The organism is Rhodococcus sp. 15-2388-1-1a, from assembly GCF_002259145.1.
Lineage (GTDB): Bacteria > Actinomycetota > Actinomycetes > Mycobacteriales > Mycobacteriaceae > Rhodococcoides.
The window spans coordinates 61,035-73,887 of the sequence record NZ_NPFP01000053.1 but is presented as its reverse complement, the minus strand read 5'-3'; the positions used below and the strand labels follow the sequence as shown (position 1 = coordinate 73,887).

Annotated in this window: 13 protein-coding genes; 1 reads left to right on the top strand and 12 read right to left on the bottom strand. The window is 66.2% G+C overall.

Annotated elements, in window-relative coordinates; all coding sequences use genetic code 11:
- Positions 1-20: 20 nt before the first annotated feature.
- From CH302_RS28235 to CH302_RS28185, 11 genes are all read right to left on the bottom strand, one after another.
- Positions 21-1,526: an SCO6880 family protein gene (locus tag CH302_RS28235; RefSeq protein WP_094610723.1), complete on the bottom strand. Its 1,506-nt coding sequence runs from the start codon at positions 1,524-1,526 to the stop codon at positions 21-23.
- Positions 1,523-3,088, bottom strand: coding sequence for a hypothetical protein (locus CH302_RS28230; protein ID WP_141215892.1), 1,566 nt, complete (start codon positions 3,086-3,088; stop codon positions 1,523-1,525). Before CH302_RS28230 ends, CH302_RS28235 begins: the two co-directional genes overlap by 4 nt.
- Positions 3,085-3,924 carry a hypothetical protein gene (locus CH302_RS28225; protein WP_094610725.1) on the bottom strand — a complete coding sequence of 280 codons (840 nt, stop codon included), beginning with the start codon at positions 3,922-3,924 and terminating at the stop codon, positions 3,085-3,087. Before CH302_RS28225 ends, CH302_RS28230 begins: the two co-directional genes overlap by 4 nt.
- Complete coding sequence (locus CH302_RS28220; protein ID WP_094610726.1) at positions 3,921-4,562, bottom strand: hypothetical protein; 642 nt, start codon at positions 4,560-4,562, stop codon at positions 3,921-3,923. Before CH302_RS28220 ends, CH302_RS28225 begins: the two co-directional genes overlap by 4 nt.
- A gap of 49 nt (positions 4,563-4,611) precedes the next feature.
- A complete protein-coding gene (locus CH302_RS28215) occupies positions 4,612-4,905 on the bottom strand; it encodes a hypothetical protein (RefSeq protein WP_094610727.1) in 294 nt (97 codons plus the stop codon).
- Positions 4,902-5,195: a hypothetical protein gene (locus tag CH302_RS28210; RefSeq protein WP_094610728.1), complete on the bottom strand. Its 294-nt coding sequence runs from the start codon at positions 5,193-5,195 to the stop codon at positions 4,902-4,904. Before CH302_RS28210 ends, CH302_RS28215 begins: the two co-directional genes overlap by 4 nt.
- Positions 5,192-5,485 carry a hypothetical protein gene (locus tag CH302_RS28205; RefSeq protein WP_094610729.1) on the bottom strand — a complete coding sequence of 98 codons (294 nt, stop codon included), beginning with the start codon at positions 5,483-5,485 and terminating at the stop codon, positions 5,192-5,194. Before CH302_RS28205 ends, CH302_RS28210 begins: the two co-directional genes overlap by 4 nt.
- A 38-nt stretch (positions 5,486-5,523) precedes the next feature.
- A complete protein-coding gene (locus tag CH302_RS28200) occupies positions 5,524-6,162 on the bottom strand; it encodes a DUF6668 family protein (protein WP_094610802.1) in 639 nt (212 codons plus the stop codon).
- A gap of 32 nt (positions 6,163-6,194) precedes the next feature.
- Entirely contained in the window at positions 6,195-7,880 is a 1,686-nt protein-coding gene (locus CH302_RS28195) for a cutinase family protein (protein WP_255139175.1), read from the bottom strand.
- A 50-nt stretch (positions 7,881-7,930) separates the two neighbouring features.
- Positions 7,931-8,776 carry a hypothetical protein gene (locus CH302_RS28190; RefSeq protein ID WP_094610731.1) on the bottom strand — a complete coding sequence of 282 codons (846 nt, stop codon included), beginning with the start codon at positions 8,774-8,776 and terminating at the stop codon, positions 7,931-7,933.
- Positions 8,777-8,867: 91 nt separating this feature from the next.
- Entirely contained in the window at positions 8,868-10,079 is a 1,212-nt protein-coding gene (locus tag CH302_RS28185; protein WP_255139173.1) for a hypothetical protein, read from the bottom strand.
- Between the two features lie 1,066 nt (positions 10,080-11,145).
- On the opposite strand from CH302_RS28185, the gene CH302_RS30930 reads away from it, so the two are divergent.
- On the top strand, positions 11,146-11,643 hold the full coding sequence (locus CH302_RS30930; protein ID WP_094610732.1) for a helix-turn-helix transcriptional regulator: 498 nt from the start codon (positions 11,146-11,148) through the stop codon (positions 11,641-11,643).
- Between the two features lie 173 nt (positions 11,644-11,816).
- On the opposite strand, the gene CH302_RS28175 is transcribed toward CH302_RS30930, so the two are convergent.
- Positions 11,817-12,851, bottom strand: coding sequence for a GAF domain-containing protein (locus CH302_RS28175; RefSeq protein WP_255139170.1), 1,035 nt, complete (start codon positions 12,849-12,851; stop codon positions 11,817-11,819).
- Between the last annotated feature and the right edge of the window lie 2 nt (positions 12,852-12,853).

Genomic DNA, 12,853 nt, shown 5'->3' with positions numbered 1-12,853 from the left:
CGGATGCGGTCGGCGGCGCTCTAGCTGCGACGCACGAGGATCGAAGTGGAGATTTGATCGGGCAGCAGCACACCGACACCGAGACCGGCGGCGAACGCGGCGTCCTGGAACGCGAACGCGCGGCGCAACCGCAGCCGGGAGCGGGCGGCGAGCGACTCGGTGACCGCCGCCGCATTCGCGATCTCCTCGACCGATCCGACGGTGATCGTCAGCAGTGCGGAATAGCGTTCGTATCCGGCTCCGGAGACCATCTCGTGGCGGGCCTGCTCGGCGATCTCGTGGCGCTTCTCCGACCCAGCGGAGGTGATCTTGTTGCCGCGAGAGTTGATCGCGTGCAGAGCGTCTCGGTGTTGCTTGTCGACCTTCTTGGCGGCGTCCCCGGCGGTGTAGGGGCGGTAGACGAGAGTGAGGCGTTTGCGCGGGAGGTCGTCGTGCGGCTGCAGGAGCGGTTTGAGGACGGTGTCGGTGAACACCGACTCGGGCGGTGCGGCCATCTCCCAGACGACCGAGACGCCGCCGTCGTGGCGGTAGTGACCCCATTCGGTTTTCGCTCGTCCCGGTCCGGCGTCGTCCCAGTCGACTCCGTGCTCTTCGCCGGAGATCTCCATTTCCTCGAAGTCGTTTTCGGTCGAGGGGTTGTAGGAGCGGTGCACGGCCGCGGTGATCTCGGCGGCGGTCATCGGCTGCGCGTCGATCCCGGCACCGGCCAGCGACTCGTACAGATCCGGCAGGCGGCGGGCCAGTTCGGTGGCCATCTCCTCCGGATCCTTCTGCCGCTCGCGGGTGGTGGCGCGGAAGGTGATCGACAGCCGTGCCAGGGTGCGGTGGCGACCCGAGGGCATCCGGACGGCGGACTGCTCGACGAACGCTTTCGCCAACGGCGGCGGGTTCTCCACGAGTTCGTGTTCCGCTCGCCGCGCCAATCGCAGCCCGGTAGCCGGGATGTTTTCCACCACCACCACGGCACCGACGATGTCGCCGGGCAGGCCGAGGTCGGCGAGGTAGACACCCCAATCGGCGGTGTAGAGGTCCTTGTCGCGCTGGACGATCGCTTCGTCGCCGCCGGGCAGGGCATCGAAGACGACGGTGTAGCGGTGATCGTCGGGGTTGTGGATCATCCCGAATTCGTTGCCGTGTCGGTCGATTCCCATGTAGACCTTGGTGCGGGCGAGCAGTCCGGGGAGTTTGTAGCGGCCACCGGGGATCCTCGAGTGTGGTCCGGCGTGGTACTCGGTGGACTTGTCGATGTGCTTGCGCCGCAGCCATTGCATTCTCAGTTGTCCTGTCTCGTAGAGGGTTCGGCCGTTCGGGGCGATGACCAGAGGGGCTAGGATGAGCGCGCCGATGCCCATCAACGCGAGTCCGGCCACGACGTTGCCGAAGATCAGCACCGCGAACGAGACCGCGAAAAACCCTGCACCGTAGGCGATGACCTTCGTCGGGAGGCCGAACGCGAACGTGCTCTGCGGCCGGTTGCCTGCCGAGTAGATCGGCGGCTCGTACGGGGCTTCGAGCTGGGCGCTCATCGTTGAATCCGTCCGTGGTAGTTGCCGACTGCGCCTTCTGCGGCCGAGCCGAGGGTGGTCGAGACCGATCCGGCGGTGCGTCCGGCGTTTCCGGCGGCTTTGAGTGCCCCTGCCGCTCCGCGCAGAGCTGCCGAGGTTCCGGCGCTCCCGACCGATGCAGCGGCCGTTCCGGCTCTGCGGGCGGCGCCCAACGGCCCGGACGATGCACCCGCGTGCGAGGGGCTCGATCCACCGTTGTAGCGGCCCTGAAATCCGGGGGTGGAACGTGCGCCGGTGCCGTTCCCGCCCGAGGAGCCGCCTTTGCCGCCGCCGCCCGAGGATCCGCCGACGGAGTTTGCGACCGAGCCGAGGGCACGCGACGCGGCCATACCGCCGGCCCCCATCACCGCCCCGCCTGCTGCACCGAGCATTCCCACTTCCCGGCCGCCGGCGGAGATGGTGTCTGCGGCGGGAGCGACGATCTTGATCAGGGTGGGCAGGGCGAACCCGATGATGGCCAGGAGGACGGAGCCGATGATGACTGTTGCGATCTGGTCCGAGCTCGACGCCGAGGACGCCCAGAACGCGAACAGGTACAGCAGCGTCGCGACCGGCTTGAACAGGAGAGCGCCGAGAGTGAAGGCGATCATCGACTTGTAGGAGCTGCGACCGGTGCCGGTGGCCGAGGATGCGGCGGCGATAGGAATGACAGCGACGACGACGCACAGCACTGCCTCACGGATGAGCAGGGCGATGAGCTGGGCGACGGAGCCGAGGAAGGCGAATCCAGCGCAGGCGAGCGCGAGGATCGGGCCGAGACCGGTCTTGTCATCGAACGCGGTGATGGCGGTGATCTTCTCGTCGAGGTTGCCGCCGACGAACTTCTCCAGCGCATACGACGAGGCGATGTCGCCGCCTTGGTGGAACATCAACACCAGGATCGGAAGGAGCGAGACGGTGACGACTGTGCGCACCAGCATGGTCGCGGTCTCGGTGGCCCCTTCCATCACCGCTTGTTTTCGGGCGATCGCAAGTTTGGTCATCGCAATCACGATCGAGGCGAACAAGGCGACCACGGTGAATCCGGAGATGATGTTGCGCAGGCCCGACATGGCGTTCTCGGCGGCGAGGCCCGGGATGCCCGAGGACATCCAGAACGTCATCACCGACCGGAATGCTTGGGTGTTGCCTTCCATCACTGATTTGGCGAAGTCTCCGACCGGGTCACCCCAGAATGTCGAGAGTGTGGAGTCGACGGCGGTGGAGAACGCGTCGCCGGGGTGATCGGTGAACGCGTTGTCCAGGCACAGTGCCTCGTCCATGAAGCCGCCCACGGCGGTTCCCTCGAGTGCGTCGTTGAGCCAACCGTCACCGAGGACCGGCGAGCCTTCGGCAACGCACTCGCGGCGTTGTTGCTGGAAGTCGTTGCCGTCGGCGTCGGGGTTGATCTGCTCGGTCAGATTCGGTGTGGGTGCCGGTGTCGGATCTTGGGCGTGGGCGAGTCCGCTGGCCCCGACTACCGCGATCAGTGAGAGCAGTGCGATGACGACAGCGCGGGCGGCGAAGGCCGCTGTGCGGGTCACAGTGCCCACCGGGTGAAACCATCGAGCGAGCTGTACGGGCCGCCAGTAGTGGCACCGTCGAGTTTGCTGACCTTCCAGGTGCCACCATCCCACGCCATATTCAGGCGCAGTCCTGTGTAGGTCGGGTTCTGCATCCGTCTACCGGCGTCATCGACATCGCGGATCTGAGCGAGCTCGACGACGGCGAAACTGTCCGTGCAGGAGAGGATCTTGAACGCCATGGGTGCCCGCAATGCCACAGTCTCGGTGTTGACCGGTTTCGCGAGTTCTGCTTCTTTCTTCTCCTGGGTACCGATCTTCTCGTCGGGTATCAGGGTGAGCTTCTCCGTGGATTCGACAGCCACGGGTCCGCCCGCGAGGCCGCGGGGTAGGAAGTTCGCGGCGGCCAGTGCCGCGCCTTGCGGGGTGCGGGTGTAGCCGGCGAGGACCAGGCCGTCGATATACGAGGGGCCGTCCGTCTCGGAGTACAGGGTCGAGACACCGAAGTTGCGTTGGATCATCATCGACTCCGGGGAGGTGACCGGTCGGCCGTCGTTGGTGCATTCGACTCGCGGCCCGGTCGGTTCTCGCTGCGGCAGGGGTTGGCCGGCAGGGTTGTTCGGGACCATCACCGTGCGACCGGACAGGTCCGCGTCGGGAACACCGAAGCCCTCAGCACCGGTGTCGAGCTCGGAGTCACCAGGTGCAGGTGCCGCTGTCGTCGGCGACGGAGCAGCGGTGCTCGGCGGGGTGGCGTCGTCGTTCATGTTCGGGATGACGAACACGATCGCGCCGATGACCGCGACGACGACGAACACAGCGAGGCCGATAAGGAGTTTGCGTGTCAAGGCGCTCATGAGTTCTGCTCCAACGTGGTGTAGCCGTCGAGGGAGTCCAGCTCGACCGCGTCGATGTTCTCCTCCGCGGTCGGAAGAACGATGCGCCAGTCGTCCGCGATCCATTGCAGGGCAACGGGGTAGGCGTAGAGCTGGTCGTCACCGCCGATGGTTTGAGCCACCGACACCGCCGCCGAGAGCGGGTCGTTGCTGTAGTCGGTCACCTCGAACCCGACGAACCTCGGTGCGGAATCGGCCGGAACGGATCCGGAGACGGTGACGGCGGCACGTGCGGCCGCGAACTCGTCACGTCCGGGTCCGGGTGCGGTGACGGTGTTGACGACCTCCGGCCATGCGCGATCGTCGGCGACGGCGAGTGCGGTCTGGCCGACGATGGCGGCCAGGACCGCGCCCTGCGGGGTCTGGGAGTACCCGCTGCGGTTCACCGACGTTCCGGTGGCGGGCCCGTCGACCCGTGAGGTCGGCACCGATACCCCTGCGATCTCGCGCCAGGTCAGCTCGGCCGGGGCAGAGCGGAGGTCCGGTGCCGGATTGCCTTCCCCGGTGGCCGGGTCGCCGTCGTTGTCGGATCCGCACGCAGCGAGAACAAGGACGGTCGCCGCGGCTGCGGCGATCCGGAGTGTGCGCGAGACGGTCATCAGGAGATGCCTTTCGGTTGAATGCAGTTCGGGTGCAGCGGGATTGAACTCAGGCGAGGACGGCTTGGGTAATGCCGGATGCGGAGCCGATGATGGCCGCGCAGATCAGGATCCGGGTCAGGGTGGCGTCCTCTACGATCTGTGTTCCGGTGGATTTGCGTTGGTTGACGAATACCGCCCCGCACACGAACAGCGCTGCGATGCAGGTGATGATCGCGAACCAGAGCAGCCAGGACAGGCCGGTCATGATCGGTTGCCAGACTTCGTCCGGCCACTCGACGGGGGTGGTCGGTGGTTGCGCGATGACGACGGCAGTGTCGATGCCGGCGGCGAGGATGCTCACGTCAGCGTCTCCTGTAGCGGCGGTATGACTGTCGTCGCGGCGATCGCGGCGACGATTGTTCCAACGACCCCGCCGACGATGACCCCGGGTGCCCGTCTGCTCCCGAACGCGAGCATCACGAGCCCGTAGAGCGCCCCGAGCACCGACATCGACGCTGATACCCACGCGGCCATGGTCAGCCAGTGAAGGAGTTGCTCGAGGTTCACCGAGGCGTCTGTCAGCGAGCCCATGTCGAGTCCGGGGCCGCCGATCGGTGTCAGCTCGACCGGTTGGAGCCTGACGCCGGTCATAGGACGAGCATGTTGACCAGGCCGGCGGCTCCACCGATGACGATGGACCCGAACAGGCCGCCGACGAGTTTTCCGGTGGCGTTGCCCTGCCCGCCGGTGATCTTCTCGAAGGCGAGCATCGCTCCGCAGAGCATGATCCCGGCGACGGCGGCGATGATGCAGCCCCACATCAGCCAGGACAGCAGCATGTTGATCTTGTCGCCTGTTTCACCGTCGGGTGCGGTGGGGCTGACGTCGCCGATGTTCTGCGCAAGGAATGTGGTCGTCGATGCGGTGAGTGTGGTGATCATCGTTGTTCTCTTTCTGTTCCGGTGAAAGGTGTTGTGGTTCAGTGGCCTGCGGCGATGCGGGCGGCGGCGAAGATCTCCCGCCCGATCACGGCGAGCTGGTGGTGCGGGGTGGTGGTCGAGGGGTCTGGTGCCCGCATCCGTCCCGGTGGGGGTGGGTCGGGTTCGGTGGGTGTCCAGATCGCGAGCTCGCTCTGGCTGTGGGTACGCAGATCCTCGACGTACGGAATCCGCCAGACCGCCGGAGCTGCTGAGGCGACGACGTCGGCGCGCCTGCGCAGAGTCTTCGGGAGCGGGCCGGGTGCATCGGGAACCAGCGCCAATCCGAGGAGGGTGCAGCCGCCGGTCAGACCTGCGGCCGCTTGCAAGAGCAGATCGTGGGCGGCGTCGAGGCCGTCCCGGTCGGTGCGGCACACGACCACGACGTGCGGGTGGCGGTCGCGGGCGGGCCAGCCCCGGCGGGCATCGCCCGCCGGGGCCCAGATCTGGGCAAGTGTGCCTGCGCCGGAGCGTCCGTGAGCGGCGAGGAGCCACATCGCGGGCAGGCGACCGTGGACCGCGACCGGCTTTTCGTGAATCGGTGCCTGCCGGGATTGCGGTGGTATCCGCAGTCCGGCCGGGGTGACCGACGGTTCGTCGTCTCGGTAGTAGTCACGGTGCTCTGCTGGTTGTGCGGCCATGTCGGGGGCACCTCCTTCTCCGGCGTTCTCGGTCACCGAGTGGTGGTCGGCGAGACGGTCGTGGGTGCTGCGGCGGGAACGTCCGAGGTGGTGGTGCCCGCTGAGGTCGTCGTGGCGGTCCCGCTGGCCCCGACGGTGGCGTGGGCGGCGAGGATGCTTCCGGCGCTACGGACGGTGTCGGTGGTGGCGAACAGCGACGCACCCTGCTTGATCACTGCCCCGACCTTGTCGGCGAGAGACTGATCGCCGGTCAGGTCAGCGGCGAGTGCGACGATCCACCGCACGGTCAGCTCGACCGGGGTCTCACCTTTGGATCCGACCGGAACACTGTCGTAGGAGCCATGTTTGGTCGCGGTGTTCCAGTACGAGGTGTCGGTGACGAGCTGAGCGAGACCGGCGTTCTCGTCGATGGTGTTCGACACTTCCTTGAACGCGACGTCGACGGCCGAGTCGATCGTCGCCGGGGGCACGAGCTTGACCGCGGACGAGAGGACCTTGGTCGCGAGAATGCCGAGGGCTGCGGGTGGGTTGGTCAGGCCGACGGTGGCGAGCTGGCCGATCGTCTCGGGGGTGATGACGTCCTTGGCGACGGTGATCGCCGCCCCGATAGCCATGCCCGCGATCTTGGTGACCGCACCGACGGCCTCGTCGATCATCTCGTCGGTCGAGGTGGCGGAGGGGTCGGAGTACTTCGCCATCTTCGACAGCACGGTCTCCGACGACGAGTTGACCTCGAATCGTCCTGCCTTGGAGTCGAAGTCGATGTTGTCGTTGATCACCGACGCACCGGTCATCAGGGCGGTCCGTCCGACGGCGGTGGAGACGTCGGTGAGGATCTTCACGGGGTCGCGGGTGTCCATCGAGGACTGCCCGGCGATGGAGGCCACGAGTTTCGCGGCGGGGGCGTCGATGGGTGTGTCGCACGCGAGATCGCCTGCGGTGCAGTAGGAAGCGACGCGGTCCGAGACTGCTCCGAATCCGGCGATCTTCGGTGTCGGTGCGATACCGCCACCTGCTGGTGCCGCTGCGGCGACGGCCGGGGCGAGTTGGACGGTGTCCACTGCTGCGCCGCTGGTGCCCGGTGCCGGGGCGGGGACCGATCCCCCGCTGGCGATGACGTCTTCGCCTTCAGCTCGGGTGGGGTCGGAGAACAGTGCTGCGCCGGCGAAGTGGTCGGCGTCGACGGGGCCGGTTCCTGCTCCGATTTCGCGGGTGACCTGGGAGGCGACCTCGCCGCCCTGGGAGTAGCCGGAGAGGAAGACCTTGGTGCCGGGGCAGCGTGCGGCGATGTCGGAAATCATCCTGGTGGTGTTCTCGACGCCGATGTCGACGGACTGGGCGTAGGGAACGGCGGAGCGATCGCCGGGCTTGCCACCGAAACTCGCCGGGTAGGGGACGTAGCTGCGTTCGAGCGCTGGGCCGTCGCCGGAGTTCGCATCGCGCATCGCAGGGACGGTCAGCCGGGAGAAGAATCCGGAATCGGCGTCGGGTGAGGAGTTCTCGTCGATCTCGGTGGTACCGGGGACGACGACGAGATGCAGCACCGGGCAGTCGCCGTCGGTGCTGGATTGGCTGGTGGTCGCCGATCCGGACGGGGTGGGTGCGGCGGAGGGCTGCGCGGCCGCGACGCCGCTGGCGGAGACCGCGACCGTCATCGCGGCGGTGGCGGCGAGCAGGCGCGGAGTGAGGCGACGAACCTGGTCGATGGTTGTGTGCACGGCTTCTCTCTTCTTCGGTGGGGTCCAGCGGATGTGCCTGGTCATAGGGGTCAGCGCGGGACGATGGCGGAGATGAGCGTCGTGCCGTCCTGCGTCTTGGTGGTGGTGATCCGTTGGCGGCTCATCCGGCCGTCGATGCCAGGGCCGCGTTCGACGACGGTGACGTCGTAGATCCCGGCGTCGACCGGATCAGCGAGCACGCAGAACTCGATGTCGGGTTCGAGCTGGTCGATGCCCGTCTGGAGCCGCTGTGCGGACGCCATCACCGCATCCGGTGCCCCTGCGGCGCGGGCAGCGGCACCGTCGCGGTCGAAGTAGAAGGCCTTCTCGAACCGCCAGATCGCCACCGCGCCGGGATCGTCGCTGTCTTCGGTGACCGGGTCACCGTCGGCTTGCCTTCGGCACCAGGTGACATCTGCTGCGGCGGCACCGGCTGCGGCGGGAGCAGTCGAGGTCGGAGCCGTTGTGGTGGTGAAAATCTCGTCGGGCAGCAGTACAGGCGGTGGTTGCGGTTCGTCATCGACGCCGGTGAGGACCAGAGCTGCTCCCAACCCTCCCCCGACCAGGACCGTGACGGCAGTCGTCACGGCGACAGTGGAGCGGTGGCGACGCCACCAGGACTGCGGAGGCGTGGGCGCGGTGTAGGGGCCTCCAGTGCGAAGTAGAGAGGTCCGTTCGTCGAAGGAGCTGTATCCGTCCGTTGGCCGGGCGGGGTCCATGTCGTTCGCAGAGTCGCTTGCGAACCAGTCGTCGTCGGGATCGGCGTCGGTTTGGTGCTGGTCGGTCAGGACGGTCAGTCTGCGCTCGGACGCTGCAGCGGCAGTCTCTGTGTCGGCGACGATAGGGTCGGCGAACCAATCATCGGAGCTGTCGTCGGGGGTCTCTCGAGGTGCCACAACAGGGCCTTTCCGAGTGTCGAAGTGCAGGAACGGGATCGAACCTTCGGATACAGCCCGCCCACCGGTACGGTCGGGCTGCACCCGGAGATCAGATCGCGGAGTTCAGGCCTGCCAGGGCAGCGTTCGCCTGGTCGAGAACCGGTGCGACGGCGGTGTTCACCGCAGCGACGGTGTCAGCCACAGCGGGCTGCTCGAGCACTGTCGAGGTGAACTGCGCGGCCTGCTCGAAGGCCGGTTCGGTCCACACCGGGGCGTCGATGGCGCTCTGAACGCTGGGGGCATCCAGTGCCAGCGGAGCGGCGGTGACCGGCGGGGCCGGGGGTGCCGGGGGTGCCGGGACGGCCTCGGGTGCCGGGAGTGGCGCGGGCTCTTCGATGATCTGCTGCTCACCGCCGAGGACGGTGGCACCGAGAACGCCGCCGATCGCAGCGCCTGCACCGGTCAGACCGAGAACGATCGGTGCCGACAAGGCGGCACCCACGCCTGCCCCGGCCAGTGCGGCTGCACCGGGGATGAAGACCCAGCCGACCGGTCCGCCCCAGACGATGGCTCCGGTGCCTGTGGTGGCGGCGACGCCGAGTCCGCCGCCGATGGCGGCTGCGGTACCGGTGATGACTGCGGCCGGGACGGCGGATGCGGCGAGGCCGGCCGCGCCGCCTGCGACGACGCCGGTGATGGTGCCTGCGGCGATGCGGTCCGCGCGGGAGGCGTCGGCGAATCCGTTGTCCACGAGCCAGTTTCCGCCGTCGGCCTGGATTGCGGCTCCGGTGTTGTTGAACTGCTCGACCAGGTTCGGGTCGAGCAGGTTCGGGTCGTATGGGACGAGTTCGCCGCCGACGAGGACATAGCCTTCGGGCGCGTCGATCGGGGCGATGACCTTGCGCTGCACCGTCGGAACCGGCGGCGGGGGCGGCGGGGCCGCTTGCAGGGCAGGCGGTGCATCGGTCGGAGCGGCCTGCGGCGCGGGAGCGGGCTCGTAGTAGGTGGTCTGGTACGAGGACTGCTGGTTGCCGGACCTGTAGTCGTTGTAGCTACGCCACTGGGACTGCTGCACCTGGGGTGAGGCCTGGTAGCCGGGCAGGAACTGGCGTTCCTGGGTCGGGGCGGGCGGCGGTGCGACGGGGGTGGTGTCGGTGGTTACGGACTGTGCGGTGTCGGGTGCGGTCACGAAGTCCTGCGGTGCCGCGTGTGCGGTCGCGGTGCCCCACGCGAGGGCGACGGCCACAGGAACGGCAGTCAGAACGAGAGCCCGGTCCCTGCGGCGGCGGTGACGCCCACCGATTCCTTGCTGAGGAGACATTGTGCGGATGTGCCTTTCGTAAGCCGCTGCGATGCAGCGGTATTGGGTGGTGTGACAGGAGTGGTTGATGGTGGAACCACCACCGTCCGCGCTGAGAAAGCGACCGAAAACGAGGGTCAGCCTTCGGGTGATCCCTCAGCGCAGACGACGGGTGATGCCTTGGGAGTGGATGCCAGCGCGCGTCCGTTGCACGCTGGCATCCACGAGAGCTCAGCCCAGCAGGCCGAGCCAGAACCAAAGCTGCGAGAAGATCCAAGGCATCGGTCGTGTTCCTTTCTGTAAGTGGAGGGGTGGGAGTGTGTTCGACGTCCCGGCGGGGTCGCGCAGTTCGGCACACGATGAGGTCGAAGCGTCACCGTGCGACCCTCGCGCCGGTCCACCAACTGAGGGGTTACACGGGAGCCTCAGTGCAGTGAGTTCGCCGCGTAGACCCTCGCGACTGATCGCCTCTTCAGGCATCAGTCGAGATTGGGGGGTACTAGGCCACGTGGCTGAAGAGCGGAGACCGTGGAAGTGGTTCCAGGAACGTCGCATTGGCGTCAGTCCATTCACCAATCACCGCGCCCGTCTCTTCGCAGATCAGCCTGTGGTGGCTGTGGTGGGGCACGGCTGGGAGCGAACACACGGCCAGGCCCGCAACACGGTCGTTGACCGAGGGGCAGAGGGCGGTGCCGGGATTGCAGGTGGAGCCCGGATGTAACGTTCGCGGTTGCGCGACAGATGTCATAGGTGTCTCCGATCCGATTGCGGTTCTGCTAGATCCGCATAGGCTGGGAGAGCCCCTGCGGATACAAGTTGGGCCCGATATCGGGCTTTGTTCTGTAGGTGGAGGGGACTCCGGATGCGTTTCGGGACGACCAATCACGGCGCATCTGGAGTCTGCTAATTCGAGTTACTCTGTGCCAGTTGGCTTCTCACTTTCTGTGGAGTATCAGTGATGCGTAGACGCTGCGGTTGATGCGGTGTGCGCCCGTAAGCCGAATCTTGCTCTGTCGACGCCCAGGGGCGAACTTCGATTGCATCGTCTAAACAACTGTCTCTATACAATAGCATCGAAACATGCTTTATGTGCTACCGAATTGGGACAAGTGGCATCGTGTCCTCTCGTGAGGTTCCATCGGTGAGGCGTCGGTTGCGTGGTTTCGCACCTGACAAGCTGCGGGCACGACGAATTGAACTCAAGCTGAGTGGTGCCGAGGTTGCGCGCGTTCTCGGAGTGGCCTTGACGACGTACTCACAGTGGGAGCGAGGCCAGTCCCATCCCCGTATTGACACTCTTGCTCGATGCGCTAAGGAATTTGGGAGTGAGATCAGCGATTTCGTCTCAGTGCCGGAGGACGAGGAGTACCTCGGTGATCTGCGAATATCCAGGGGGCTGACCCAGGGGATGCTCGCGAGCGAAATCGGCGTTAGTAGCCAGTACATCGGGGCGCTCGAGCGCGGGCAGAGCAAGCTGAGCGCGCCGGTCGCCCGCCAGATAGCGGAAGCGTTGGGGTACCCGGCGCAACGGGTCAGTGAGGCATACGAGCGTGTGCGGAAGCGGCCACGGGGCGAACCGGCCTGACTGCTAATTTGACTCTGGGTTGACATTCTGGCTCCAAGACGCGTGCTTGTTAGCCACGTGAAATGTGTTCCACGTGGTGCTCAAAGGCTGCGTCTGAGGGCCATGCGGCCGACAGGAAGTCTTCAACTCTTGGGGAGAGTGGAAGGTGCCGGGGGCGAAGCTATCACGATCTGTCAGGGAGTGGGAACCTCGAGCGGCTGCTCGGAAGGTTGTAGCGCGGGGAGCACCGCAAGGACCAGCCGGTCACCAAGTTGTCCGGGGTAGGGCCGTAGCTCGAGTCGGGTTTGCTGCCACTTCCAGCCGGTCACCTCGTCGCCGTCGATTGCACGGATGCGTACATCAGCTGACACGGGAGACGTATCGTGTGTCCACTTTTCTAGAGCATCTGACAGTGTCGCCCGGTCGTCGTCGTGCAACACGCCGCAGCCGCTTGTGAGATCGCGCCATTTCACCCAGGTTGGAGCTTCCGGTAGCCACATCGTCAAAATCCCGGTTCGGCCGTCGAATACAGCGATGCGTGTTCCACCGCTCTCGAGGCCGCTCGGCATTCCCAGCTCAGCCAATGTCGGTTTGTCGGGTTCCGTTGTGTCTGTCACGTCGTGCCACAGCAGCCTGAGGCCGACGTTGGGAGGGTCAGTTCTCCCCCTGCCCCAGCAATGCCAACGCATGATTCGGCCATCTGCGTGGAGAACGGACATTGGGCCGTCCCACTTTTGACCGTGTGTAGGGACCAGCGCCTGGGCGAATAATTCCTCGGACCCATCGAATTTGACGGCCTTGGCGTTGTACTCAGCCGGGGTTCGTTCCGGTACGTGATCAGCAGCAGAGACGCCGGACATTGCGGAAGCCTCGACTGTCTGCTCGATGACGGTGCGTTCGAGTAGCCAGGCTATTCCGGAAACGGTGCGCACGGGGTCGGGTTCGACCTCCGGGTCCCCCACCCAGACCTGTATGCCGTGGGTTTCCCCTGACGGCCCTAGAACTGGTACTGCGCGAATGCGAGCTTCACGCCGACGGCCTTTGAAGAGCACATCTTGCTCGGCGCAAGAACTGCGTGTGAGTTCCAGAAAACCATGCAGATCGAACTCAGGCCCAGGTGACAAGCGATCGATTTTGGTCCAATCTCGGACCTTCCCCCCAGTACTGATGACTGTCATCTGTCCTGGAACCAGGGTTTCCACCAGGTGCCAGCTGTTCACGATGTCCACAG

Bases quoted from the DNA above. Each gene is read 5' to 3' on its own strand.
- CH302_RS28200 (WP_094610802.1), bottom strand. From the start codon at position 6,162: ATGGCCGCACAACCAGCAGAGCACCGTGACTACTACCGAGACGACGAA.
- CH302_RS28235 (WP_094610723.1), bottom strand. From the start codon at position 1,526: ATGAGCGCCCAGCTCGAAGCCCCGTACGAGCCGCCGATCTACTCGGCA.
- CH302_RS30930 (WP_094610732.1), top strand. From the start codon at position 11,146: ATGTGCTACCGAATTGGGACAAGTGGCATCGTGTCCTCTCGTGAGGTT.
- CH302_RS28205 (WP_094610729.1), bottom strand. From the start codon at position 5,485: ATGATCACCACACTCACCGCATCGACGACCACATTCCTTGCGCAGAAC.
- CH302_RS28185 (WP_255139173.1), bottom strand. From the start codon at position 10,079: ATGTCTCCTCAGCAAGGAATCGGTGGGCGTCACCGCCGCCGCAGGGAC.
- CH302_RS28225 (WP_094610725.1), bottom strand. From the start codon at position 3,924: ATGAGCGCCTTGACACGCAAACTCCTTATCGGCCTCGCTGTGTTCGTC.
- CH302_RS28220 (WP_094610726.1), bottom strand. From the start codon at position 4,562: ATGACCGTCTCGCGCACACTCCGGATCGCCGCAGCCGCGGCGACCGTC.
- CH302_RS28210 (WP_094610728.1), bottom strand. From the start codon at position 5,195: ATGACCGGCGTCAGGCTCCAACCGGTCGAGCTGACACCGATCGGCGGC.